Annotated in this window: 25 protein-coding genes and 2 tRNA genes; 10 read left to right on the top strand and 17 right to left on the bottom strand. The window is 70.8% G+C overall.

Annotation, left to right across the window (positions count from 1 at the left end; all coding sequences use genetic code 11):
- Positions 1 to 200: hypothetical protein (locus ABZ738_RS32095; protein ID WP_357219601.1), on the top strand; the 200-nt coding region annotated here is incomplete at its 5' end.
- Between the two features lie 460 nt (positions 201 to 660).
- The gene (locus ABZ738_RS32100) at positions 661 to 888 is read left to right on the top strand and encodes a hypothetical protein (RefSeq protein WP_131052510.1); all 228 of its coding nucleotides are present in this window, start codon (positions 661 to 663) and stop codon (positions 886 to 888) included.
- A 6-nt stretch (positions 889 to 894) separates the two neighbouring features.
- Here ABZ738_RS32100 and ABZ738_RS32105 read toward each other — a convergent pair whose 3' ends face one another.
- The 6 genes from ABZ738_RS32105 to ABZ738_RS32130 form a co-directional block, all read right to left on the bottom strand.
- On the bottom strand, positions 895 to 1,692 hold the full coding sequence (locus ABZ738_RS32105; RefSeq protein WP_131052511.1) for a carbon-nitrogen hydrolase family protein: 798 nt from the start codon (positions 1,690 to 1,692) through the stop codon (positions 895 to 897).
- Between the two features lie 61 nt (positions 1,693 to 1,753).
- Positions 1,754 to 3,049 (bottom strand): ATP-dependent Clp protease ATP-binding subunit ClpX, encoded by a 1,296-nt coding sequence (gene clpX / locus ABZ738_RS32110; protein ID WP_131052512.1) that lies wholly within the window; start codon positions 3,047 to 3,049, stop codon positions 1,754 to 1,756.
- A gap of 205 nt (positions 3,050 to 3,254) precedes the next feature.
- Complete coding sequence (locus ABZ738_RS32115) at positions 3,255 to 3,917, bottom strand: ATP-dependent Clp protease proteolytic subunit (RefSeq protein WP_131052513.1); 663 nt, start codon at positions 3,915 to 3,917, stop codon at positions 3,255 to 3,257.
- 14 nt (positions 3,918 to 3,931) lie between these two features.
- On the bottom strand, positions 3,932 to 4,573 hold the full coding sequence (locus ABZ738_RS32120; RefSeq protein ID WP_131052514.1) for an ATP-dependent Clp protease proteolytic subunit: 642 nt from the start codon (positions 4,571 to 4,573) through the stop codon (positions 3,932 to 3,934).
- Between the two features lie 172 nt (positions 4,574 to 4,745).
- Positions 4,746 to 6,092: a trigger factor gene (tig, locus tag ABZ738_RS32125; RefSeq protein WP_131052515.1), complete on the bottom strand. Its 1,347-nt coding sequence runs from the start codon at positions 6,090 to 6,092 to the stop codon at positions 4,746 to 4,748.
- A 161-nt stretch (positions 6,093 to 6,253) separates the two neighbouring features.
- A tRNA-Pro gene (locus ABZ738_RS32130) sits at positions 6,254 to 6,327 on the bottom strand.
- Between the two features lie 219 nt (positions 6,328 to 6,546).
- Here ABZ738_RS32130 and ABZ738_RS32135 point away from each other — a divergent pair.
- The 3 genes from ABZ738_RS32135 to ABZ738_RS32145 all read left to right on the top strand — a co-directional run bounded on the left by ABZ738_RS32135 (position 6,547) and on the right by ABZ738_RS32145 (position 8,621).
- Positions 6,547 to 6,620 (top strand) — tRNA-Gly (locus ABZ738_RS32135).
- Between the two features lie 170 nt (positions 6,621 to 6,790).
- Complete coding sequence (locus ABZ738_RS32140) at positions 6,791 to 7,558, top strand: XRE family transcriptional regulator (protein WP_357219607.1); 768 nt, start codon at positions 6,791 to 6,793, stop codon at positions 7,556 to 7,558.
- A 613-nt stretch (positions 7,559 to 8,171) separates the two neighbouring features.
- Positions 8,172 to 8,621: a hypothetical protein gene (locus ABZ738_RS32145; RefSeq protein ID WP_131052524.1), complete on the top strand. Its 450-nt coding sequence runs from the start codon at positions 8,172 to 8,174 to the stop codon at positions 8,619 to 8,621.
- A 17-nt stretch (positions 8,622 to 8,638) separates the two neighbouring features.
- Here ABZ738_RS32145 and ABZ738_RS32150 read toward each other — a convergent pair whose 3' ends face one another.
- Positions 8,639 to 9,427, bottom strand: coding sequence for an AAC(3) family N-acetyltransferase (locus ABZ738_RS32150; protein ID WP_131052525.1), 789 nt, complete (start codon positions 9,425 to 9,427; stop codon positions 8,639 to 8,641).
- 48 nt (positions 9,428 to 9,475) lie between these two features.
- Between ABZ738_RS32150 and ABZ738_RS32155 the strand changes: the two genes are divergently transcribed.
- Together ABZ738_RS32155 and ABZ738_RS32160 are read left to right on the top strand one after the other, a co-directional pair.
- On the top strand, positions 9,476 to 9,757 hold the full coding sequence (locus tag ABZ738_RS32155) for a hypothetical protein (protein WP_131052526.1): 282 nt from the start codon (positions 9,476 to 9,478) through the stop codon (positions 9,755 to 9,757).
- 124 nt (positions 9,758 to 9,881) lie between these two features.
- On the top strand, positions 9,882 to 11,111 hold the full coding sequence (locus tag ABZ738_RS32160) for a S8 family peptidase (protein WP_131052527.1): 1,230 nt from the start codon (positions 9,882 to 9,884) through the stop codon (positions 11,109 to 11,111).
- Positions 11,112 to 11,321: 210 nt separating this feature from the next.
- Here ABZ738_RS32160 and ABZ738_RS32165 read toward each other — a convergent pair whose 3' ends face one another.
- Positions 11,322 to 11,861: a hypothetical protein gene (locus ABZ738_RS32165; RefSeq protein ID WP_176095038.1), complete on the bottom strand. Its 540-nt coding sequence runs from the start codon at positions 11,859 to 11,861 to the stop codon at positions 11,322 to 11,324.
- A gap of 115 nt (positions 11,862 to 11,976) precedes the next feature.
- On the opposite strand from ABZ738_RS32165, the gene ABZ738_RS32170 reads away from it, so the two are divergent.
- Together ABZ738_RS32170 and ABZ738_RS32175 are read left to right on the top strand one after the other, a co-directional pair.
- Positions 11,977 to 13,209 (top strand): GNAT family N-acetyltransferase, encoded by a 1,233-nt coding sequence (locus tag ABZ738_RS32170; RefSeq protein ID WP_254876965.1) that lies wholly within the window; start codon positions 11,977 to 11,979, stop codon positions 13,207 to 13,209.
- A 19-nt stretch (positions 13,210 to 13,228) separates the two neighbouring features.
- Entirely contained in the window at positions 13,229 to 13,558 is a 330-nt protein-coding gene (locus ABZ738_RS32175; protein WP_357219612.1) for a hypothetical protein, read from the top strand.
- A 248-nt stretch (positions 13,559 to 13,806) separates the two neighbouring features.
- Here ABZ738_RS32175 and ABZ738_RS32180 read toward each other — a convergent pair whose 3' ends face one another.
- The 3 genes from ABZ738_RS32180 to ABZ738_RS32190 form a co-directional block, all read right to left on the bottom strand.
- Entirely contained in the window at positions 13,807 to 14,274 is a 468-nt protein-coding gene (locus tag ABZ738_RS32180) for a ribose-5-phosphate isomerase (RefSeq protein ID WP_176095040.1), read from the bottom strand.
- Positions 14,275 to 14,545: 271 nt separating this feature from the next.
- Positions 14,546 to 15,751, bottom strand: coding sequence for a DUF1015 family protein (locus ABZ738_RS32185; protein WP_357219615.1), 1,206 nt, complete (start codon positions 15,749 to 15,751; stop codon positions 14,546 to 14,548).
- A 774-nt stretch (positions 15,752 to 16,525) separates the two neighbouring features.
- Positions 16,526 to 17,149 (bottom strand): disulfide bond formation protein DsbA, encoded by a 624-nt coding sequence (locus ABZ738_RS32190; RefSeq protein ID WP_131056477.1) that lies wholly within the window; start codon positions 17,147 to 17,149, stop codon positions 16,526 to 16,528.
- Positions 17,150 to 17,367: 218 nt separating this feature from the next.
- On the opposite strand from ABZ738_RS32190, the gene pepN reads away from it, so the two are divergent.
- Positions 17,368 to 19,917, top strand: coding sequence for an aminopeptidase N (pepN, locus tag ABZ738_RS32195; protein ID WP_176095982.1), 2,550 nt, complete (start codon positions 17,368 to 17,370; stop codon positions 19,915 to 19,917).
- Positions 19,918 to 20,032: 115 nt separating this feature from the next.
- On the opposite strand, the gene ABZ738_RS32200 is transcribed toward pepN, so the two are convergent.
- The 6 genes from ABZ738_RS32200 to ABZ738_RS32225 form a co-directional block, all read right to left on the bottom strand.
- Positions 20,033 to 20,446, bottom strand: coding sequence for a DUF5130 family protein (locus ABZ738_RS32200; protein ID WP_131057827.1), 414 nt, complete (start codon positions 20,444 to 20,446; stop codon positions 20,033 to 20,035).
- Positions 20,433 to 20,717, bottom strand: coding sequence for a hypothetical protein (locus ABZ738_RS32205; RefSeq protein ID WP_131057828.1), 285 nt, complete (start codon positions 20,715 to 20,717; stop codon positions 20,433 to 20,435). The genes ABZ738_RS32200 and ABZ738_RS32205 overlap by 14 nt, the downstream gene beginning before the upstream one ends.
- 70 nt (positions 20,718 to 20,787) lie before the next feature.
- Entirely contained in the window at positions 20,788 to 22,251 is a 1,464-nt protein-coding gene (locus tag ABZ738_RS32210; RefSeq protein ID WP_357219619.1) for an amidase, read from the bottom strand.
- Positions 22,252 to 22,396: 145 nt separating this feature from the next.
- Positions 22,397 to 23,413: an amidohydrolase family protein gene (locus ABZ738_RS32215; protein ID WP_176095043.1), complete on the bottom strand. Its 1,017-nt coding sequence runs from the start codon at positions 23,411 to 23,413 to the stop codon at positions 22,397 to 22,399.
- Between the two features lie 2 nt (positions 23,414 to 23,415).
- On the bottom strand, positions 23,416 to 23,940 hold the full coding sequence (locus ABZ738_RS32220) for a 3-hydroxyanthranilate 3,4-dioxygenase (protein ID WP_131057720.1): 525 nt from the start codon (positions 23,938 to 23,940) through the stop codon (positions 23,416 to 23,418).
- The gene (locus ABZ738_RS32225; protein ID WP_131057719.1) at positions 23,933 to 24,367 is read right to left on the bottom strand and encodes a RidA family protein; all 435 of its coding nucleotides are present in this window, start codon (positions 24,365 to 24,367) and stop codon (positions 23,933 to 23,935) included. Before ABZ738_RS32225 ends, ABZ738_RS32220 begins: the two co-directional genes overlap by 8 nt.
- Between the last annotated feature and the right edge of the window lie 312 nt (positions 24,368 to 24,679).

The raw sequence follows: 24,679 nt of genomic DNA on the forward strand, positions 1-24,679 counted from the left end.
CCACCAACCCGAAAGTTGGCACGGGGCATCATAAAACAATTTGGCACTGGCTTATCAAGCACCCTGTTGAGTTCTCAAAGAACAACCACACACCACACCACGATCCTGCATTTCTGCCTGACCGCGTCTGGGGCAACCGCTCCAAACTATCTGAGCCGCTCTCGGAGTGCAACCTGAAGAATCAGACTTTTACTCTGTAGCTTGCTCGGGACCCGCGCTGACGCACGCCCATCGGGCGGTCGTTTCTGTCGCGGGAAGCGGCAGACCGGCGATCACCATCTCTGGCGACCCACCCGGCTCCCTGCCGGCTTCAGCACTCTACCCGGTTGGCTTCGCGATCGCAACTCCGTCTTAGGGAGTCTCTCGCACCACCCGGTCTCAGTCTCAGGTCGACGGTGTCGACTCGATCCTGGCGCCCGTTCTCGGCCGGTTTGCCCCGGCCTCCCTCGTGCAGAGAGAAAGTTACGCGGACGTCCCGGAGAAGGCAAATCAGGATCCGTCGATGGTCTTGTCCGTGGGGCCAGTCGGGCCGGGCCGGGGGCTGCGAAGGCGAATGCCAGTCTCCCCGGGTCTCCCCCCGTCGGCACTCGACCACCCTGCGGTGGAACCTGTCCTGTCGGCGACGACCGGGACAGACCAGGACGTGCCAGAGTGTCTGGCATGGATGACGTGTCCCGGCCCGCCAGTCCGGTCCTCGCCGAGGACGCGCTACTCGGGCTTCTCCTGCCGTTCTGGCAACTGATCATCGGTGCGTTCGTGCTCTTCGCGGTGGTGGCCTCGATCGGACGTCTGATCAAGCGCGGCCCGTCGCGGATGAGTACGGCATTACTGGTGACCGCCGCCGCCATCGCCGGCTTCGCACTGGTGGGCGTCCTGCTACAGGGGTAGCGCCGTTCACATCCGCCGGTTGGCCAGGCTCGGCAGCTCTTCCCGGATACGTTCCAGCCGGGTCAGGTCGATGTCGGCCACCGCGAATCCGGGACCGTCGGGCACCTGGGAGAGCACCGAACCCCAGGGGTCGACCACCATGCTCCGGCCGTAACAGGTGCGGGCGGGTTCGTGGTCGCCGGTCTGGCCGGCCGCCGCGACGAAGCACTGGTTCTCGATCGCGCGAGCACGCAACAAGACCTCCCAGTGGTCGCGGCCGGTGTGCATCATGAACGCCGCCGGCACCACCAGCAGGTGGGCGCCTCCGCCGGAGGCGAGCTGCCGGTAGAGCTCCGGGAACCTGAGGTCGTAACAGATCGACAGGCCGACGCGTACGCCCTCGACGTCGACCACCACGGGACGGTCACCGGGTGCCACCGTGGCGGACTCCCGGTACGAGACTCGGCCGGGGATCTCCACGTCGTACAGGTGGATCTTGCGATAGCTGGCGGCAAGGGTGCCGGACCGGTCGAAGACCAGCGTGGTGTTCCAGGTGTGTTCGGGGTCCGGGCCGGACTCGTGGAACGAGCCGGCGATCAGCCAGACACCCCGTCGACGGGCGACGTCGGCGAAGAACCGGCCGACCTCGCCGTCGACCGGCTCCGCCGCAGGCATCCCCTTCGACGGGCCGAGGTAGTCGACGTACTCGGGGAGGAGCACCAGGTCGGCGCCGGCGTCGGCCGCCCGATCGATCAGGGCCTCGGCGGCGACCAGGTTCGCCTTACGGTCGTCCCGGGAGTTCAGCTGGCAGACAGCGACGCGCATGCCTGCCAGCGTACGACCGAACTGCCGTGGACGGCAGCGCGAGCACCTGGCACCGGCCCGATCAGGCCGACTTCTCCTCGCGCTCGCGCCGCGCCCGACGGCCGGTGAACTCGCGCGGGACGATGGTCGGGTTCACGTTCTCCAGCACCGCGTCGCGTCCGATGAGCACCCGGGCGGCGTCGGGGTTGCTGGGCACCTCGTACATCACGGAGAGCAGGACCTCTTCCATGATCGCCCGCAGACCACGGGCACCGGTGCCACGCAACATCGCCTGGTCGGCGATCGCCTCCAGCGCCGGGTGCTCGAACTCCAGCTCGACGCCGTCCAGCTCGAAGAGGCGTTGGTACTGACGGACCAGCGCGTTGCGGGGCTCGGTGAGGATGCGGACCAGCGCGCTGCGGTCCAGGCTGCGCACGCTGGTGATCACCGGAAGCCGGCCGATGAACTCGGGGATCAGCCCGAACTTGAGCATGTCCTCGGGCATGACCTGGCTGAAGATGTCGTCGGTGGACCGCTCGGAGACGGCCCGGAGACGGGCACCGAAGCCGGTGCCGCCGTGACCCGTACGCGCCTCGATGATCTGGTCCAGCCCGGCGAAGGCACCACCGCAGATGAACAGCACGTTGGTGGTGTCGATCTGGATGAACTCCTGGTGCGGGTGCTTCCGGCCGCCCTGCGGGGGAACGTTGGCGACCGTGCCTTCGAGCATCTTCAGCAGCGCCTGCTGCACGCCCTCGCCGGAGACGTCCCGGGTGATCGACGGGTTCTCCGACTTCCGGGCGATCTTGTCGACCTCGTCGATGTAGATGATCCCGGTCTCGGCACGCTTGATGTCGTAGTCGGCGGCCTGGATCAGCTTGAGGAGGATGTTCTCCACGTCCTCGCCGACGTAGCCGGCCTCGGTGAGGGCGGTGGCGTCGGCGATGGCGAACGGGACGTTGAGCATCCGCGCCAGCGTCTGGGCCAGGTGCGTCTTGCCGCACCCGGTCGGACCGAGCAGCAGGATGTTCGACTTGGCCAGCTCGACGCCGTCGTTACCGGAGCCCGGCGCACCGGCCGCCTCGGCCTGGATGCGCTTGTAGTGGTTGTAGACCGCGACGGCGAGCGCCTTCTTGGCCTGCTCCTGCCCCACGACGTAGTTGTCGAGGAACTGGCAGATCTCCATCGGCTTGGGAAGCTCTTCCCACTTCACCTCGCCGGACTCGGCCAGCTCCTCTTCGATGATCTCGTTACAGAGATCGATGCACTCGTCGCAGATGTAGACCCCAGGGCCCGCGATGAGCTTCTTGACCTGCTTCTGCGATTTACCGCAGAAGGAGCACTTGAGTAGGTCGCCACCGTCACCGATCCGTGCCACCTACGTTCTCCCTGCACTCATCGGCCGGAGCCCCGGCCACGACCTGCGGACGCTTACGCTCCGCCCGTCTTCTTACCCCGCCGGTCGCCCGGCTAAGTGGTACGGACCCGACGTTACCCGCTGTCGGAGTTTTCTCCGACCCCCAAAACGGGTGTGTCAGAGGCCGGCGGGCAACAGACCCCGCCGGCCTCTGGCCTGGTAACGGTCAGCTGGCCGAGTTGGCGGCCAGCAGTCCCTTCTTGCGGCTGGTGAGGATCGTGTCGACCAGCCCGTACTCGCGGGACTCCTCGGCCGTCATGATCTTGTCGCGGTCGATGTCCTTGCGGACCAGGTCGACCGCGCGGTTGCAGTGCCGGGAGAGCATGTCCTCCAGCTGGGTCCGCATCCGCAGGATCTCCCGGGCCTGGATCTCGATGTCCGAGCCCTGCCCGTAGCCGCCCTCGGTGGCCGGCTGGTGGATGATGATCCGCGAGTTCGGCAGCGCCATCCGCTTGCCCGGCGTGCCCGCGGCCAGCAGCACGGCGGCGGCGGACGCGGCCTGACCCAGGCACACGGTCTGGATGTCCGGCCGGACGTACTGCATGGTGTCGTAGATCGCCGTCATGGCGGTGAACGAGCCACCGGGCGAGTTGATGTACATGATGATGTCCCGGTCGGGGTCGGTCCCCTCCAGGGTGAGCAGCTGGGCCATCACGTCGTTGGCCGACGCGTCGTCCACCTGGACGCCGAGGAAGATGATCCGGTCCTCGAAGAGCTTGTTGTACGGGTTGGACTCCTTGACCCCGTACGACGTGCGCTCCACGAACGACGGCAGGACGTAGCGGTTGTGCACGGCCGCGAACTGTGGCGGCAGGCTCAGGTCGGTCATCGTCTGCTCCTCGATCAGCTCAGGGTCCCGGCGCCCTCGGGAACCTGGGCGGCCCCGGTGATCACCTTGTCGATGAAGCCGTAGTCCACGGCCTCCTGGGCGGTGAACCAACGGTCACGGTCCGAGTCCGCCTCGATCTGCGCCGGGGACTGGCCGGTGTGGGAGGCGACCCGCTCCTGGAACATCCGCTTGGTGTAGAGCATCTGCTCGGCCTGGATCGCGATGTCGGCCGCGGTACCGCCCATGCCACCGGAGGGCTGGTGCATCATGATCCGGGCGTGCGGGAGGGCGTAGCGCTTGCCCTTGGTGCCCGCGCAGAGCAGCAGCTGGCCCATCGAGGCCGCCATGCCCATCGCCACGGTCGACACGTCGTTGTCGATGAACTGCATGGTGTCGTAGATGGCCATACCCGAGTAGACGGAGCCACCGGGCGAGTTGATCCAGAGGTTGATGTCGCGGTCCGGGTCCTCCGCAGCGAGCAGCAGCAGCTGCGCGCAGATGCGGTTGGCGACCTGGTCGGTCACCTCGCTGCCCAGGAAGACGATCCGCTCCTTGAGCAACCGGTTGTAGACCGAGTCGTCGAGGTTGCCAATGGTGTCACCGCCACGGGCGTCAATCGCCCGGAGCGGCTTCGCTGGGATGTGCATGTCGGTCATGGCAGCCCTTCGCTCTCCGTACCGTCGTGTCCGACACTAACCGCTGCGCCGGGCGGCAGAGCCCCGGTCCGGGCACTGTTCGCTCTCAGCGCAGGACCCCTGAGAGGCGTACCCGGCAAAGGAATCGGGCCACCACCCACCGCTACCGGCGGACGGTGGCCCACCCCCGCGATCAGTGCTCGTGCGCGTGCTCCTGCTCGCTCGCCTCACGGAGAGCGTCGAGGCTCACCTCGTTGCCGGCCGAGTCCTTGATCTTGACGCGCTCCATGACCGAGGCGAGCGCCTTGCCCCGCCGCACGTCGCCGTAGACCGCGCCGGCCGTGCCGGAGCGGACCAGCTGGTCGTAGTACTGCTGGGGGGCCATGCCGGCGCGCTGGGCGCGGTGCACGATCTCGTGGCCGAACTCGTCGTCGGAGACCTGCGTGTCCTCGGCGTCGGCCAGGGTGTCGAGCAGCAGCTGGACCTTGACGCCCTGGGTGGCGGCCTCGGTCAGCTCGGTGTCGATCTGCTCCTCGGTCTTCTCCTCGGCGGAGAGGTAGTCCTCCATCGAGGCGCCGATGCGCTCGAGCTGGTCGACCATCGCCTGCTTGCGGCTCTCCACCTCGTCGCGGATGACGCCCTCCGGCGCCGGCACGTCGGCGACCTCGACGAGCTGCTCGAGGGCCTTGTCCCGGGCGGCGTAGATCTGCTCGACCCGCTTGCCCCGGGTGACCCGCTCACGCAGGTCGTCGCGCAGCTCCCCGATGGTGTCGAACTCGCTGGCCAGCTGGGCGAAGTCGTCGTCCAGCTCGGGCAGCTCCTTCTCCTTGACCGTCCGCACGGTCACCGCCACGTCAGCGTCCCGACCGGCGAAGTCGCCGCCGACGAGCTGGGTGGTGAAGGTGGTGTCCTCGCCGGCGGAGAGGCCGACCACGGCCTCGTCCAGGCCCGGCAGGAGCTGCTTGCTGCCCACCTCGTGGGAGATGTTGCTGGCCGAGCCGCCCGGCACCTCCTCGCCGTCGACGGTCGCCCGCAGGTCGATCTGCACGTAGTCGCCCTCGGCGGCCGGCCGCTCCACGGTCTTGAGGGTGGCGAAGCGCTCGCGCAGGCTCTTCACCTGCTCGTCGATCTCGCTGTCGTCGATCTTGAGCTCGTCGACCGTGACCTCGATGCTGGCCAGGTCGGGCAGGGTGATCTCCGGCCGGACGTCGACCTCGGCGGTGAAGTTCAGCGAGTCACCGTCGTTGAACTCGGTGATCTCGACCTCGGGGCGACCCAGGGTCTTGAGGTCGTGCTCGCGCACCGCGCTCAGGATGTTCTGCGGGATCGCCTCCTGCACCGCCTCGTTGAGCACGGTGCCCCGGCCGACCCGCTGGTCGATGATCGCGGACGGGACCTTGCCCCGGCGGAAGCCGGGAATCTGGATCTGCTGACCGATCTCCCGGTACGCCTTCTTGAGGCTCGGCTCGAGCTCGACGAACGGCACCTCGATGGCGAGCCGCACGCGCGTCGGGCTCAGAGTCTCGACGGTGCTCTTCACAGGCGTACTCCTTGACGGATCTCGGTTGTCTCTGGGGCGCTCTTACAGCCCATAGAGTGTAGGCGAGCCGGCACGGCGGGCCGGCAGCGCCCGGGAACCGCACGAACGGCAGGACCCGGAACGGTGACCGGCGCCCGGGTCGACCCGGCCGCGAGCGGCAGTCGGGGTGGCGGGATTTGAACCCACGGCCCCTCGCTCCCAAAGCGAGTGCGCTACCAAGCTGCGCCACACCCCGTGGCGACGTGCAGTCTATGCCGTCGGTCCGACAAAGGGATGCCGGGGCGTCACCCAACGCGCCGAACGGGATGAACAGGACATCGCGGCCGTTACCCACCATCCCCGGCCATCCGTACCGCCGCACCGACGACCGCGCGGACGCCGCACCGGATACGGCCGCGCGGGGCAGACGCGCATTGGGTACGCTGTCGGCGCGCCCTGATCCGTCGGGGCGTACGCGGGCGTAGCTCAATGGCAGAGCTTCAGTCTTCCAAACTGACGGTGCGAGTTCGATTCTCGTCGCCCGCTCCAGCAACACCGGCCCAGGTCAGCGGCGTTCTCGCCCAGCCTGGGCCGTTCTTTATGGCGATCCGGTCCCGCTCGTGATGAGCAAGGTCGAATGTGAGCCTCTCGCGCGATACGGAGAGTCCTAGTCCGACAGCAGCCGACTCCGGACCTGGGAGGCGTCCTAGCATGTCCGGATGAGCAGCAGGTCAAGCCAGACGTCACCGCTGACCCGCCTGTTGAATCACCGGAACCTGACTCCTTGCGCCCCGCCCCAACAGGCTGGCATATCGGACGTGGAGCTTCGTGCCGTCATCGACGGCGACGCACCGAGCCCCGTACTGCTCCGGCGCCTGGCGCCCGCGCTCGACCTGCACACCGCAGACCTGTTCGTGATCGCGGGCCTGCCAGTGCCGGATGATTTGACGCCCCTGGATGCAGAGGCCCGTAGTGGGGTCGTGTCTCTGGTCTCAGCGGCGGTACGGCTTCCGGCGCAACAGCGAACCGGGCTACGTGAGAGCCTCCGTTCATTGCCCCAGATGGACCGCCTTCAGCCGTCCCCACCCCCGCCGCCTTATGAGCGGTATCCACCAGGTCCCGGCGCCATGATCCTGCGGATGCTCCACAACCGGAACCTCGGCTGGATGGGAGCGGCCAAGTGTCTTGCCCAGGTCACGCCCCACTACTTCGCCGCCTCCACAATCGGGCGGATCGGCCGAGGCGAGAAGGAGTTGACCGCCGACCTGGTCGCCGCTTTCGCCGCCCTGCTGGCCGTACCCGCCGACGACCTGGCCGCTCTGACCGGCCTCGAAGCCGGCGGAACGACAATGGTCAACCCAGCCGTAGAAGACGTGGCCTCACTGATCTGGGACGCCAGGCGCCTCACCGCCGGCCAGCTTGCGCAGGTCACGAATGAAGCAAGGTCCATGCTGTACGAACAGCGGCCCAGTCAGGACACGGCGTAGGTGTCTTCGATCTCGCGGCGGCTGCCAGGCATGACCAGGACCGGGGAATGATGGGTTCGGGCGGAGGCGCGCCCGTCGCGCTCGGCCTGCTGGCGGCCTCCGGCCGGCAAGCGATGACCGAAACAGCGGTAGACGATCTTCAGTGGCTCCCCGGCTGATCGCTGCGGATGCTACCGGTTGGCGTTGTGGCCCGCCCTGGGCGGGATTTCCGGACGCCCAAGGCGCTCCCACAGTAGTTTACGGCCCAAGCCGGCAGCGTAGAGATTTCCAGCGAGGGTGAGCATCACGAGGCTATGACTGCCCAGTAACAGAAACGCGACCACTGGTAGGCCGGTGAACAGGAGGACGCCGCTGTAGTAGACCCAGATGGGCAGCTGAAGCATTGAGCGCACGGGCCGATTCAACAGCGTGGGGGACGTGCCGGCCAAGGGCAGGGCCATCGTAGTGAAGTCGATGGGCTCGGCGTAGCGACCCAGGACGGCCTACCTCCAAGCGGGCGAGGTTTGGTCTCGACGAGCTCCGCCGGCCACTGTGCAGTGACTCTTGGGGAAGAGCGTTCACACAGGAGTGTCGGACGGTGGTGCCAGCCTTTGACCGTATGCAGCCTCTCGCCGTGCGTCACATCGTGGTCAGCATCCTCTACGGGCATTTTCTTCTCCGGGACGCGTGGTGCGATGCCGGTGACGACAGGGAGTCGTACCGGGATTCGGAGGGTCACGTAGCCGGTGCGTCGACGTACCAGATCGTCGTGCGGGCGCCGGCGGATCCACGGAGTGTGGGCCTTGAGCTACGGGTCTGGGGCGGCGAGCCCGAGCCCGATCGTGGCTCGTGGGACGAGTGTCGACAGCTTGATCTGCACTGCCCGACCGGTGAGCTGCTCGTCGAGCAGATCACTGCCGGAGCGGCGGCGGAGGTCGCTCTTCCGCAGGATGCCGGGGTGTACGGCGTCCGGGTCCATCGGAGCGGTTACGGCGACGCCCAGACGTTCCTCGTCGACCTGTGGTGGCAGACGCCGCTGCCGCCGGACGACGATGACGAGGACTTCTACGGCGATCTTCCGTGACGGTCTCCCCCAGCCGGTCAACCACGGTGGGCGGCCATCCAGGTGGTGGCGAAGTCGACAAGCGAACGTTGGGACATCAGCCGGGCCGTGGCGTTGCCGACGCGGCCGATCGTCGCCGCGCCGGTGGCCTCGAAGTCGGCGCCCAGTCGGATGAAGTCGCTCTCGTCGGTGACGACGTCCACCCAGGTCGTCCAGCGGCTCATGCCGTCGGGTTGGCGGACCGAGGAGCCGGTGGCGGCGCGTGGGGACGACGGGTGCCGCCACTCGGCCAGGTGCAGCGAGGTGTTGGAGTCGTGGCCGCAGCCGAGCAGAAGGACTTTGCCGTCGCGCCGGTACACCGCGCCGAGCGGTGAGGTCTCGCCGAGCGCGTCGTCGAGGCGGTGGCCGGCGACGATGTCGGCGGCGTCCGCGCCGAGGGCTGCGAAGGAGAGTTGCGGGTGGTCGCTGCGCAGGGCGCCCGGCCAGGTACGCACCACCTCGGGGACGGCGCCCATCCACCGGCTCGGGGTACGGGCGGGGTCGAAGCCGGGGGTCTGCTCGCGGATCACCGGCCACCACGATTCCGGTACGGGCGGATGCTGCCAGCCGGCCGGGTCGGTGTTGTGGGGTGTGTGCGTGGGGACGACGAGCGTGCCGTCCGGACCGAGCGTGGCCAGCAGGGCGCGCACCAGCGCCTCGATGCCTCCGGCCACGAACCCGAGGCTGCGGTTGGACGAGTGCAGAATCAGGACGTCACCCGCGTCGACGCCGAGCGCACGCAGGTCGGCGCTAATCGACTGGACGGTGTGCGGTCTCGCCTGGTCCATTGGACACAGTTTATGCCGGAGCAGCAGCTCCGGCGGGGAGGAGCGGGCATGTCGGACGAGCCGGAACCGGGCCTGGTGCCGGAGCACCTGCGGCCGGAGGACGACGACCGGGAGTCGGTGCTGTTGACCGTCGACGGTGAGCAGTTCCGGGTGAGCACGCAGGCCGGTCGGCCGGGGTCGTACGACTTCGACTGGCTCAACGGGCGCAACGACTACGGCTTCGGACTGACCAACTCGGGCGGACTCGCGTTGACCCGGGACGAGTTGGTGCAGGCGATCCGGGAGTTCCTCGCCGAGATCGATCCGGCGACCGGCTACCTGGCGGAGTGACGGATCGAGTGTGCGCCGAACCTCCCGGATCAATCCACTCTCGTGGATATCTCGGTACCATCCTGGCTACCGTCGACGCCTCCACCGGAGAACCCGGCCGGGGGCGCAGCCAGGAGGAGGAACCATGCCACTCCCCCGTCCGTTCCGGCGACGTCCGGCCGTCACCCGCGCGTCCCTCGCCGTCCTGCTCACCGCCGCCGTCCTGGTCCCGCTGACCGGCACGCCAGCCGCCGCGGCTCCGGCCACCGGCGAGATCAGGTACGCCGATTCGGCCACCGCCGTCCCCGGCAGCTATCTCGTCGTGCTCCACGACGAGTCCACGGCGCGTACCGGCGTCACACCGGCAGCCGTCGCCGACCGGCTGGCCGACCGGTACGCCGGACGCGTCGACCGGATCTTCACCGCCGCGCTGCGCGGATTCGAGGTACGCCTGAGCGAGCCGGCCGCCCGTCGACTCGCCGCCGACCCGGCGGTCGCCTTCGTCGAGCAGAACCGGATCGTGGCGCTGGCCGACCCGGGGGTGCAGCTCAATCCGCCGTCCTGGGGACTGGACCGGATCGACCAGCGGAACCTTCCCCTGGACGGCCGGTACGCGTACCCGAACACCGCGCCGGACGTGCGCGCGTACGTGATCGACACCGGGGTGCGCGGCACCCACCGGGACTTCGGCGGACGGGTCGGCACCGGCGTAGACCTGGTGGACGGCCTGCCGGCGGACGACTGCAACGGGCACGGCACCCACCTGGCCGGCACGGTCGGCGGCACCCTGCACGGGGTGGCCAAGCGGGTGCGACTGCACCCGGTGCGGGTGCTCAACTGTGCGGGCAGTGGCAGCATCGCCCAGGTCATCGGCGGCGTGGACTGGGTGACCGCGAACGCCGTCCGACCGGCGGTGGCGGTGCTGGCGCTGGGCGGTGCCGCGAGCAGCGCGCTGGACGCGGCGGTGACCGCCTCGATCGCCTCGGGCATCACCTACGCGGTGACCGCCGGCAGCGCCAACGGCAACGCCTGCGCCTACTCGCCCGGCCGGGTACCGGCCGCACTGACCGCCGCCGGCACCACGATCACCGACGCCCGGATGCCGTCGGGCAACTACGGCTCCTGCCTCGACCTGTACGCGCCGGGCGCGAACATCACCTCGACCTGGCACACCTCGGACACTGCCACCGCCACCCTCAGCGGCGGGTCACCGGCGACCGCGCACGTCGCCGGATGCGCCGCCCTCGCCCTGCAGGCCAACCCCGGCTGGAGCCCGGCCCAGGTCGCCGCCTACCTGACCGGGCGCGCCACGGTCGGCGTGGTCGGCGGAGTGAGCAGCGGCACCCCCAACCGGCTGCTCTACTGCGGCCCGTGACGGGCCGGTGACCGGTCGCGCAGGCCCAGCGGGCGGACAGCACGGACGGGTGCCGGGCACCGGGGGATGAACCGCGTCACGCCGGGTAAGCAGGCCGCCGTCCTGGTGGAGTGACGACCTCGGTCGCGGGCTGCGCGACCGCTTCCGGGCGGGTCGGCCGTACGGTCGGCCCGCCCGGTGTCCGCGCGGTGTCCCGTCGCGGCGTCGGGCTCAGCTGAACAGCCAGTTCCAGGCGTCCACGATCCACTGGGTCTGTTGCAGGTAGGCGATGCCCAGACCGGTCAGGAAGATCGCCGTGACCAGGTGCGCGCCCCGGGCGCTGCGGCGTACCCGACCGAGCTGCCGTTCCAGCACCAGCCGACCGATCAGCCGGGTGAGCGCGAACAGACCGGCCCCGACCAGCAGGCTCAGGATGAAGATCAGGAACGGGCCGACCAGGTCACCACCGCCCGAGATCGCCCAGATCCCCCAGCACACGAATGCGACCAGCGCGCCGGCCGCACTCCACTCCCCGCCCCGCTTGAGCTGGGCCACGTGCCAGCTCAGCGGCCGGCGCGGCGCGGGCTCGCCCGGCCAGCCGGTGCCGGTCGGCTCGTGGTCCACCACCGGGAACGGCTCGGTGCGCGGCGCTCGGGCACCGACCGAGGCCACACCCCGCCGGTACGGGTCACGCTGGGCCGGAATGCCCGCATCGGACTGCGGCGGCACCTCGACGGTGCGCTCCGCCCACGGCTGCGTCTGGTCGGCCATGTCGTCGTTCCCTCCCCCTGGACCGGCGGCGGCCACCGGCCACCGCTGGAGACTTCGAGAGTAACGAGCGCGCAAATCGGTCGCCCGACCCGCGTCGATCAGCTAGACACGAGCGGTGAACACCTTCGCTCCCACCATCAGCGCCGGCCGCCCCGAGGACTACGACGACATCGGCCGTTTCCTCGGCGTGCTCTTCCACCACGAGGTCGACTCCGAGGCCCACGAGACCGAACGGGCGATCTTCGAGCCGGAACGCGCCCTGGTGGTACGCGACGGGTCGGAGTTGGTGGCCAGCGCCGCCGCGTACACCCGGGAACTGGGTGTGCCCGGCGGCGCGATGCCGGCCGCGCACGTCACGCTGGTCGGGGTCGCGCCGACCCACCGGCGGCAGGGCCTGCTCAGCGCGATGATGCGCCGGCAGCTCCGGGAGATCCACGACGCCGGGCGGGAGCCGGTCGCGGTGCTCTGGGCCAGCGAGGGCCGGATCTACCCCCGGTTCGGGTACGGGCTGGCCGCCCAACGGTTGATGATCAACGGCGAGACGACCGAGCTGCGCCTGCCGGCACCGACGCCGGACGAGGGCCGGCTCCGCCTGGAGCGGCCCGCCGACCGGCAGGCCGACCTGGCGACGGTCTACGACCGGGTGCGCGGCGACCGGCCCGGCTGGTCGTCGCGGGACGAACGCTGGTGGCGGTACGTGCTGATGGACCCGAAGTCGCAGCGCGACGGCGCCACCGAGCTGCGGGTGGTGCTGCACGAGGGCCTGGACGGCGTCGACGGCTACGGACTGTTCCGCACCAAGGGCGAGTGGAACAACGCCGGCCCGAAGGGCGTGACCACCGTCGACGAGGTGGTGGCGGCCACCCCGGAGGCGTACCGGGCGATCTGGCGCATGCTGCTCTCGATCGACCTGACCCGGCAGGTCGTGTCCCGGCGGGCGGCGGTGGACGAGCCGCTGCTGCGGATGGTGAACGAACCGCGCATGCTCGTCGCCCAGGTGAGCGACGCGCTCTGGGTACGGGTGGTGGACGTGCCGGCCGCGCTCTCCGCCCGGCGCTACGCCACCGACGTCGACGTGGTCATCGAGGTGGACGACGACCTGCTGCCCGAGAACACCGGCCGCTGGCGGCTGCACGGCGGGCCGGAGAAGGCGGACTGCACGCGTACCGACGATCCGGCGGACCTCGCCTGCGACGTCCGGTGCCTCGGCGAACTGTTCCTCGGCGGCGTCGGCCTGGCCGCGCTGGCCGACGCCGGTCGGGTACGCGAGCTGCGCCCGGGGGCACTGGCCGCCGCCGGACCCGCCTTCGGCTGGCACCGCGCCGCGTCCGCCCTGGAGGTGTTCTGACGACGGGTACGGTCAAGGGATGGCGGACGTGGAGCGACGACGGCGACGGCACCGGCACCACGGCGGGCCGGACACTCCTGTCGACGGCGGTCCCACCGCGACCACCGCGAACGTGCACGACAGCGGTGAGCCGCCGCCGCGCGGACGGCGCGGCGGCGGCTCGGCCGACGAGGGTGAGCGGGGGCTGCGCGGGCTGGTCGGCTCCGGCTCGTCGCAGGTGAACGTGACCGCGGCGATGCGGGCCCGGGACGCCGCCCGGCCCACCGACGAGGACCTGGCCGAGGCGGCCGCCCGGATGGTCATCGTCCGCCGGAACTGGACCCCCCGCGACGAGCTGCCCCGCCGCTGACCGCACCCGGCGACACGTCCGGGCCTGGCCGGGTTCCGCGGGCATGTGCGAGTACGACCGGCCGACCCGACCGGTCGCTAGTGCGGTGTCCAGGAACGTTGGCGGTGTCGCGGCGAGGTCCAGGCGGCGGTCCGGCAAGGCGGAGTCGGGCCTGGATACCGGTGTTGTATCCAGGCCCGACTCCAACGCCGCCGGTCGTCGTCTGGACCCGGCGCGGCCCGGTGAACGTTTCTGGACACCGCACCAGCTCAGGGCAGGTCGGGCAGCTCGCGGGTGCGCTCGTAGTCGGCCACCTGGTGGATCCGGCGGGCGTGCCGGTCGCTGCCGGAGAAGGCGGTGGTGAGGAACGCCTCGACGATCGCGGTGGCCTCGTCGAGAGTGTGCTGGCGCGCGCCGACGGCGACCACGTTGGCGTCGTTGTGCTGCCGCCCGAGCTGCGCGGTCTCCACACTCCAGGCCAGCGCCGCCCGCACCCCGGCCACCTTGTTCGCCGCGATCTGCTCGCCGTTGCCGGAACCGCCGATCACCACGCCCAGGCTGCCCTCGTCGGCCACCACCCGCGTGCCGGCGTGCAGGCAGAAGGCCGGGTAGTCGTCGTCCGGGTCGTAGGCGTGCGGACCCACGTCGACCACCTCGTAGCCCTCCTTGGCGAGGTGGTTGGCCAGGTGCACCTTCAGCTCGAAACCGGCGTGATCGGATCCCAGGTAGACGCGCATACCGGGCAGTCTGTCAGGCCCGCCGGGGCGCACCGATCGGGGGCGGTGTGGTGACCCGCTGAGCGGGAGCCCGTGTCGCGGCTCACCGCGGGACCGGTTCCCCGCCCGCTGCGGGGGCCTGCCCTCCTTCACCGGTGCCGGCGGCCCGCCGTCCCGCAACGCGCGCCGGCCCCGCCCGGCCGTGATGGCGGGGCGGGGCCGGATTCGCGTGACGGCGGGCGGCGAGCCGAAGTCGGTCGCGCCCGCGGCGACGGGCGGGCCGGCGGCTACGTCAGGAGCGGTCGACCAGCTCGGCGACGACCAGGCCACCCCGCGCCTTCGGGGTGAACCAGGTGCTCTTGCGCGGCATCTTCTCCCGCGCCAGGTTGACCGCGACGAAGTCGTCCACGGTCACCGGGGCGACGAGCACGGCCAACTCGGCCCGACCGGCCTCGACCTCACCGGTCAGCCAGCTCGCCGGGTAGTCACCGCCGACGTAGGTGATCCGCTTGTCGCCCGGGTCCAACCCCAGGGCGTCGCGCAGCAGCAGCCGCTCGACCAGGGCGTGGTCCAGGTTCTCCAGCCGGTCGGTGCCGGTGTGCGGCAGCGTCACCGCGTACGCCCGGCCGGGAAGCTGGAGCACGACGGTGCCGCCGGTGGCCGGGACCTCGGCCGGACCGGTGACGTCGGTGACCTCGGCACCCGCCGCGCGCAGCCGGTCGAGCAGCTCGTCGGGCGTGGTGGTCAGCTCGCTGACCAGCCGGTTGTACGGCTGGATGGCCACCGAGGCGGGCGTGGTGACGACCGCCAGGAAGCGCGGCAGGCCACCGGTCTGGGCGGCCAGGCTGCGGTGGTTGCCGTCGGCGACGACCAGCTCGCCGCCGCCGGCCAGCGCGGTCAGCTCGTCCTGGCGCGGCCCGGGGCCGAGCAGCCAGATGGCGTGCGTACGCCCGGCCTGGTCGGTGTCGGTGGCGGCGGGCGCACCGGCCGAGTCGGTGGCGGCGGCCAGCGCGGCGTGCAGTTCGTCACCCCGCCCGGTCTGCAACAGCAGCACCGGCGAGAGCAGGTGCCCCAGCGTCTCGGCCAGCGCGACGCGCTCGCGCACCTTGGCGATGAAGACGTCCTCGTTGCGGATGACCAGACCCGGCTCGTCGGCGCGGGTGGAGATCTGGTCGGTGTCGACCATCACCCAGAGCCCGTACGCGGAGTCCTCACCGGGTGCGCTGATGCGGTACAGCACCACCACCTGCTCGGCCGGCGTGTAACTGCCGTCGGCCTTCGCCTCGGCCAGCCGGGTCGCCGCCTCCGGCAGGGCGTCGGCGAAGGACTTGCCGAGGCTCTCCGGAGCCCGGTGCGGCATCTCGATGCCGAGGGCGCTCTGCGGGTTCGCCTCGATGATCGCGGTGATCTCCGCGTCGTCGGCGAACTCGTCGTAGTTCTGGGCGCCGGTGCCGCCCGTGGTGATCCAGGCCCGGTTGATCGGGTGCACGACCGTCATGTCCACTGACGCTACCGGCGGCGATGACCGCGCCTCCCGCCGACCCGCACGACGTCCACCAGTTGGCGCGCAAGGAAGGGCACCTTATTAACGCCTCAGGTAGAGCAGGGGGCCCTTGTTAACACTCCGGCTCGATGCGCGCCTGACGTCGGCCGACGGGCGAGTGCTGCCGGCCGACAGGCCCGTGCTGCCGGCTTGGGGGTGGTCTGTGCTGCCAGCCGACAGGCGTGTGCTGCGGGTTTGGGGGTGTGTGGTGCTGGCCCGGGGGTGTGTGCTGCGGGCCTTGAGGCGTCACCAGCGCGGTGGGGCGTACCCGTCCCGGCGGTGGGCCCTGGTCGCGTAGGTCCCGGTCCGGTGGGGTCAGACGCGAGGTCACGGGGACCCGGGCCACGCCCACCACACCCGACCCGGATACCCGGGTCAGGCCGCCGGAAGGGCCTTTTCCGGTGACGGGCCAGCGCAGGTCGACCGCCGGTCGGTCCGCGCCGCTCCCGCGCTCCTCCCACCACTGGAGATCGTCGACGGGGGCACGGTGCTTGGCCATGGCTACACCTCCACGAGCTGCGGTGTGCGGTCGGCAGCCGTGGCTACGGGCCGCCGGATCGCCGCTGCGGACACCTGGTCAAACGAGCCCACAGAGCGGGCGGTGACGCGCAACGGCGGTAGCGGCAGCACGCGGCGGCGGCAGCGTCCGGCGGCGGCAGCGGTGTTAGGAGGGGACCCCTGCTATACACGAGGCGTTAGCAGGGGGCCCTTCCTTACACCCAAGGTGGGTCAGGTGAAGATGGGGTCGATGTCGCGGCTGCGCTTGAGTTCGAAGAAGCCGGGCGTGCCGGCGACCAGCATCACGCCGTCCCAGAGTCGGCCGGCGGCCTCGCCCTTGGGTGCCGGGGTGACCACCGGGCCGAAGAAGGCGACCTGCTTGCCGTCCGGACCCGGAGCGTGCACGACCGGGGTACCGACCTCGGTGCCGACCGGACGCATCCCCGCCTCGTGGCTCTCCCGCAGGGCCGCGTCGAGGCTCGCGTCGTCGGCCGCCGAGGCCAGCGCCGGGTCCAGCCCGGCGTCGGTCAGCGCGGCGGCGTACAACTCCGGTCCACGCGCCTCCTTGCCGAGGTGGATCCGGGTGCCCATGGCGGTGTAGAGGTTCCGCACGGCGTCCGGGCCGTACCGCTGCCCGACGGCGATGCAGACGCGGACCGGGCCCCACCCGGTCTTCATGATCTCCTGGTACGCCTCGGGCAGCTCCCGCCCCTCGTTGAGCACCGACAGGCTCATCACGTGGTAGCGGACGTCGATGTCGCGGACCCGCTCCACCTCCAGCAGCCATCGGGAGGTGATCCACGCCCATGGGCAGATCGGGTCGAACCACATGTCGACACTGACACGCTCGTTCACGTTTAGGTCCCTTCGCAACGGAGATGCCGATTCGACCGGCCTATCACGCATCTTTACTCCGCATCGGGGCGACCGGCCGGTAACGGGCCGCGTGACCTCGCCCACCGACGGGTGTTGACGCATGGAAGACTCAGGCCCGGACCGGCCGTCACGAGCGGTCGACGACTGAGGTGACCGTGACGTGCGGCGATAGTGGGATGGAGACGAACGTGCCGGGAGTGCGCAACCTGACACAGGTCGAGGCGACCGAGCGGGCCCGACTGCTCGACGTGACCGGGTACGACATCAACCTGGACCTGTCCAGTGCCGTACACGCGGCCGGTGGCCGCACCTTCCGATCGACCACCGAGGTGCGCTTCCGGTGCAGCGAGCCGGGCGCCAGCACGTTCATCGAGGTCGCCGCGGACTCGATCCGCTCGGCGACGCTCAACGGCGACCCGGTCGACCTGTCCGACTGGTCGGCCGAGAAGGGGCTGACGCTGACCGGTCTGGCCGAGGAGAACACGCTGGTCGTCGACGCCGACTTCGCGTACTCCAGCTCGGGGCAGGGCCTGCACCGCAGCGTCGACCCGGTCGACGGCGAGACCTACCTCTACTCGCAGTTCGAGACCGCCGACGCGCAGCGCACGTACGCCTGCTTCGACCAGCCCGACCTGAAGAGCGTCTACACCTGGCACGCCACCGTCCCGGAGCACTGGAAGGCCGTCTCCAACATGCCGGTGGAGCGCGAGGAGGCGGCGGGTGAGGGTCTGAAGACCCTGCACTTCACCACCTCACCGCGGATGAGCACCTACATCACCGCGATCTGCGCCGGGCCGTACCACGAGGTGCGGTACGCCCACGACGGCATCGACCTGGGCTACTTCTGCCGGGCCAGCATGGCGCAGTACCTCGACGCCGAGGACCTGAACCTGATCACGACGCAGGGCTTCGACTTCTTCCACGAGCAGTTCGGGGTGCGCTACCCGCTGCCCAAGTACGACCAGGTCTGGGTGCCGGACTTCAACGCCGGCGCGATGGAGAACTTCGGCTGCGTCACGCACGCCGAGTCGTACTACCTGTTCCGGTCGCAGGTGACCGACTACGAGTACGAGCAGCGGGCCAACACGATCCTGCACGAGCTGGCGCACATGTGGTTCGGTGACCTGGTCACCATGCGCTGGTGGAACGACCTGTGGCTGAACGAGTCGTTCGCCGAGTGGGCCAGCCACTGGTGCAACACGCACGCCACCCGCTTCACCGAGGCGTGGACGACGTTCCTGTCCATCCGGAAGAACTGGGGCTACCGGCAGGACCAGCTCTCCTCCACCCACCCGGTGTACTGCGAGATGCCGGACCTGGAGGCGGTCGAGGTCAACTTCGACGGCATCACGTACGCCAAGGGCGCCAGCGTGCTCAAGCAGCTCGTGGCGTACGTGGGTGAGGAGCCGTTCCTGGCGGGTCTGCGGGCGTACTTCGCCAAGCACGCCTGGGGCAACGCCACCTTCGACGACCTGCTCACCGAGCTGGAGACCGCCTCCGGGCGCAAGCTGCGCACCTTCGCCACCCAGTGGCTGGAGACGGCGCAGGTCAACACGCTGCGGCCGGAGCTGACCATCGGCGAGGACGGCACGTACCAGCGGGTCCTGGTCCGCCAGGAGGCGCCGCAGGGTCACCCGACGCTGCGGACCCACCGGATCGGGGTCGGCCTCTACGACCTCACCGACGGTCGCCTGGTGCGCCGCGAACGGTACGAGGTGGACGTCGACGGCGAGTCGACCGAGCTGACCGAGCTCGCCGGAGTGCGGGCGGCCGACGTGCTGCTGCTCAACGACGACGACCTGACGTACACGAAGCTGCGCCTGGACGGGCGGTCGATGGCGACGGTGGTGCAGCACATCGCCGGCTTCGAGTCGTCGCTGGCGCGCGCGCTGTGCTGGACGGCCGCATGGGACATGACCCGCGACGCCGAGCTGGCCACCCGCGACTACGTGGCGCTGGTGCTGGCCGGGCTGCCGGCCGAGCGGGACATCAACCTGGTCACCGCCACGCTGCGCCAGGTCAGCACCGCCATCACCTTCTACGCCGACCCGAGCTGGGCGCCGACCGGCTGGGCCGACCTGGCCCGGACCGCGCGGACCGCGCTCGCCGCCGCCGAGCCCGGCAGCGGCTTCCAGCTGGCCTGGGCCCGGGCGTACGTCTCCGCGGCCCGCTCCGCCGAGGACCTGGCTATCCTGCGCGGCTGGCTGGACGGCTCCGAGGTGACCGCCGGGCTGACCATCGACACCGAGCTGCGCTGGAGCGTGCTGCAGTCCCTGGTGGCCAACGGTGTGGCGGGTGGGCCGCAGATCGAGGCCGAGCTGGCCGGCGACAAGACCTCCAGCGGCGAGCGGGAGGCCGCGTACGCACACGCCCTGCTGCCCACCGCGGAGAACAAGGCGGCGGTCTGGGCACAGCTCACCGGTGCCGAGGCGCTGCCGAACTGGCGGAACCGGGCGCTGTTGCAGGGTTTCACCCACCCGACCCAGGTCGAACTGATCACGCCCTACCGGGACCGGTACTTCGACACGGTCGGGCAGGTCTGGGCGCGCCGGGACAGCGAGCCGGCGCAGGAGTTCGCCATGCTGGTGTACCCGGCGTACCTGGTCGACGACGACACGGTCGAGGCCACCGACGCCTGGCTGGCGCAGGAGGGCCACCCGGGTCCGCTGCGCCGGCTGGTGGCCGAGGGCCGCGACGGTGTGGTGCGGGCGCTCGCGGCCCGCGCCCGGGACGCCCGCAGCGCCTGACCCGCGCGCCGTGCGGCGGGCCGGTCGGCCCGCCGCACGGACACGGAAGGCCACACGGAGACGAGAAAGCCCGGTCCCACGTCAGGTGGGGCCGGGCTTCGTCGTACGGGAACGGTCAGGCGGTGCCGGCGTACCGGGAGAGCTGGTCGAGCCCCTGGATGATGCCGCCGGCCAGGTCACCGCCGCCGAACGAGGCCACCATCGACAGCGCGGCGATCTTGGCGTACGTGTCCGGCACCCGCTTGCGGGCGTGCCGGCCGGTGACGATCTCCAGCTGCCGCTGGTTGGGCGAGACCGCGATCAGCACCGAGCGGTCCGGGTCGGCGAGCTGCCGGTGCAACCGCTCGGCGTGCTCGCGGACCGGCTCGTCGAGGCCGCCCACGAAGACCGAGAAGGTCAGGCCGGTGGTCCTGTCGGCCAGGCGCAGCGCCTCGTCGATGCGCAGCAGCTGGCGGGTCGAGAACGGACCGTCGAGCACGTCGGGCGGGGTGCCCGGAGTGGTCTCGGGCTGCTTCTCACCAACGGTCACTTGCGCCTCCGGTCCCACCGGCCGGCGCCTCGACGCCGGCCTGTTCCTGCTTGCGGCTGCTCAGCGCGGGCGCCTGTGCCCCCGCCGCCAGCGCGGTGCCGGCCGAGTCGGCCAGCTCCTCCGGCTTGCCGAGGAACCACACCGGCGTGAAGCTGAAGGGTCGGCCCGGACGGTACCGCTTGGCACCGCCGCCACCACTGCGGCTGCCCGCGTAGACGAGGCCGGCGATCACCAGCACGACGACTGCCGGGATGCCGACGAAGACCAGCAAGGTGTCGGTTACAGACAATCCCAACGCCCCCAGGCGGAAAGAGAGAACTTCGACCGGGCCGGGTGGCGGGTCACCGTGGTGACCTCCCGACTCCGCTGCCATTCACGTTAGCGGAGCCCACGCCCCGCCAGAGCGGCGGGTGGCGATCCCACCCGCCACACAGACCCTCCAGTTGCGCAGCCGTCGCGATCAGTCTCGCGTCGTCGCCGTACCGACCGGTCAGCAACACACCGACCGGCAACCCCTCGGCGGTCACCCCCACCGGCAACGAGACCGACGGCTGACCGGTGACGTTGAAGACCGCACAGTACGGGGAGAACCGCCGTTGCAGGTCGAAGTCCTCCTCCGGCGTACGCCCCTCGGTGAACCAGCCGACGGGTGCCTGCGGGGACGCCAACGTGGGACAGAGCAGCAGGTCACAGTCGGCGGTACGGCGCGCGCCGAGGCGTACCTGCGCCTGGAGTTCGCCGAGGGTGGCGCTGAGCGTACCGGCGGATATCCCGCCGCCCCGGGCCCGCAGGAAGCGGGTCAACGGCAGCAGGTCGGCCTCCCGCTCGGGCGGCACCGGCGCGAGCGAGAGGACGTACCAGACGACCTCGAACAGCGGCCAGACCTGTGGCCCGAGTGGCGGTGGCACCTCGACCACCTGGTGACCGGCGGCGGTGAGCAGCGTCACGGCCCGGTCCACCGCGGCGACGCAGTCCGGGTGGACCGGCTCGTCGGCAAGCATCGGCGCGGTGAACCGGCCCACCCGCAACCGTCCGGGGTCGGCGGCGCGGGCGGCGCCCAGGTAGCCGTCGGCCGGCGGCGGTGGCGGCAGGTACGGCTCGCCGGGCACCGGCTCGGCGAACACGTCGAGCAGCGCGGCCACGTCGGCGACGGTACGGCCGATCGGGCCGCTGGTGGGCAGCCCGAACGCGCCGGAGCCGAGCGGGCCGCCGGAGACCACGCCCCGGCTCGGCTTGTAGCCGATCAGGCCGCACAGGGACGCCGGGATGCGGACCGATCCCCCGCCGTCGGAGCCCTGGGCCACCGGCACGAGCCCGGCCGCCACCGCAGCCGCCGCGCCGCCGCTGGAGCCGCCGGCGGTGTACGCCAGGTCCCACGGGTTGCGTGCCGGCGGGGCCACCAGCCCCTCGGAGTAGAGCGAGCAGCCCAGCTCGGAGGTGGTGGTCTTGCCGAGGCTGACCAGACCGGCCGACCGGACGAAGCGCACCACGTCGGCGTCGACCGGCGGGACCAGGTCGGCGAAGGCGGCCGAGCCGAAGCTGGTGGGTACGCCGGCCGTCAACGTCAGGTCCTTGATCGCGGTGGCCACGCCGTGCAGCGGTCCCCGCCGGTCGGCCGGGGTGGCGTCGGCGGCCCGCGCCGCCTCGCGCGCCGCCTCGGCGGTGACCGTGACGAAGGCGCCCACCGTGTCGCCGAGGGCGTCGACCCGGTGCAGGTAGTGCTCGACCGTCTCCAGGCTGGTCAGCTCGCCACGGGCGATCGCGGCGGCCTGCTCCAACGCGGTCAGGTCGTGCGGCTCGGCCATGTCGTTATCCTGCCGCGCCGGCCCGCCGCTCGCACCCGTCACGCGCCGGAACGCGCCCAGGCGGCTGCGTGCCGAGCGCGCTGCGTGCCGAGCGCCGAGCGCCGGGACGTGGTGTTAGGAGGGGACCCCTGCTATGCACGAGGCGTTAATAAGGTGCCCTTCCTTGCAGGAAGTGCAGGGCGTTACCGGCCAGCAGGCGGGCGCGCTGGGCGTCGGTGAGGAAGTCGGCCTGGTGGACCACCCGTCCGGCCGGACGCTCGCCCAGCGGGTACGGGTAGTCGCTGCCGAGCAGCACCCGGTCGACGCCCATGGTGTCGACCAGAAGCCGCAGCGCCGGGGTGGAGAAGACCACCGAGTCGACGTAGAACCGGTCCAGGTAGCTGCTGGGCGGGGCGGCGGAGGCACCGCGTACCAGGTCGCCCCGGCGGTGCCAGGCGTTGTCGGCGCGCCCCAGCCAGAACGGGAAGCTGCCGCCGCCGTGGGCGAAGCAGATCCGCAGCGTCGGCGGCACCTTGTCGAAGACCCCGCCGAGGATCATCGACAGCACCGACAGGTGCGTCTCGGCGGGCATGCCGGTGAGCCAGCGCGCCATCCACCGGTCGAGCCGGGGCCCGCCGGGCATGTCCCACGGGTGCACGAAGACCGGCGCGCCCACCTCGGCGCAGTGGGTCAGGAACGTCACGATGCCGGCGTCGTCCAGGTCCCGGTCGCCGACGTGGTTGCCGATCTCCACGCCGACGTGCCCGGCCGCCAGGCAGCGGTCCAGCTCGGCGCAGGCCGCGTCCGGGTCCTGCAACGGCACCTGGCAGAACGGCAGCAGCCGGTCGCCGCCGGCCGAGGTGACCTCCAGGGTGAGGTCGTTGAAGATCCGGGCCACCCGGACCGCCTGGTCGGCCGGGCGGTCGTAGCCGAAGAACACCGGCGTGGGCGAGACCACCTGCACGTCCACCCCGTCGGCGGCCATGTCGGCGAGGCGGGTCGGCGCGTCCCAGCACTCGGCGCCGACCGGCCGGAACTCGGTCTCCCCCACCATGATCATGGCCGCGCGTTCCGAGTCGACCCGCAGCCAGGGCCACCCGGACCCGCCGCAGGCCGCGGCGAGGTCCGGCCATCCCCTGGGTACGACGTGGGTGTGCACGTCCACCACGGTGGGTGTCGCCATCGTCAGCCCTTACCCGGGTGCAGCGTGCCGCACCGCTCGCAGGTCCGTGCCGCCTCGTCGGTGTAGAAGGCGCCGAAGACGGGCGGCAGGTCGGCGGCGATGTCACGGACCTGCAACTCGACCTCGTGCACCTTGTGCCCGCACTCGGGGCAGTACCACTGGAACTTCTCCAGCGTCCCCTCGGCGCGTACCCGCTCGACCACCACGCCGATCGAGCCGGGCTCGGGACGCTGCGGCGAGTGCGGAGTGTTGCGCGGCAGCATCCACATCTGGCCCTCGCGCACGTGCACCGTACGCGGCCCCTCCGGGGTCATCAGGTTGATGTGCATGTTGCCCTTGACCTGGTAGAAGAACTCCTCGTACGGGTCGACGTGGAAGTCGGTGCGCTGGTTGGGTCCACCCACCACCATGACGATGAAGTCGTCGGAGCCGGGGAACATCTCCTTGTTGCCGACCGGCGGCTTGAGCAGGTGCTGGTTGTCGGCGATCCAGCCGGGAAAGCTGAACGGCTCGGCGATCTCACTCACGACTACCTCCTCCGGGAAGCAGGGCCACGGCTTGCATCTCGATCAGCAGGTGGGGATGCGGCAACTGGTGCACGGCCACGGTCGTCCGGGTCGGCCCGGTGGCGTCGAAGAACTCCGCCCACACCTGGTTGTACCCACCGAAATCATTCATGTTGACCAGGTACGACGTCACCTGCACCAGGTCGGTCAACTCGGCGCCGACGGATCTCAGCAGGTCACCGATGTTCTCGATGACCGCGCGCGTCTGCACCCGGATGTCCAGGTCGGTGGTGCCGAACTCGTCCACCGACACGCCGGCGAAGCTGTTGTCCGGCAGCCGGGACGACGTCCCGGACACGAACACGAACCCCCCGGCCACCTTCACGTGCGGAAAGGCCCCCCGAGGCACCGCCTTCCCCGCAACCACCCGCCCCCCGTCACTCCCCACACCACACCCCCACCGACGAACCCCGACCACCCGGCCGAGAGCCTCGAACCCCAACCACCCCAGCGACCACCCCACCGGGCGAAGCCACGCGAACGCCAGCCACCTGAGCCAAACCCCCACCCGGCCGAGCAACGCGAACGCCAACCACCTGAGCCAAACCCCCACCCGGCGGAACAACGCGAACGCCAACCGAGTCAGGGGTTCCGGGCAGCCCGACCGGCGCAGCCGTGATGCCGCCCTGGTCATCAGCCTGACCCGGCTGCTCTCCGATCGGATGCTCGACCACGTCATCGCCGCCAACCTGCGCCGCCA

The sequence above is a fragment of the Micromonospora sp. NPDC047793 genome (genome assembly GCF_040642635.1).
Lineage (GTDB): Bacteria > Actinomycetota > Actinomycetes > Mycobacteriales > Micromonosporaceae > Micromonospora.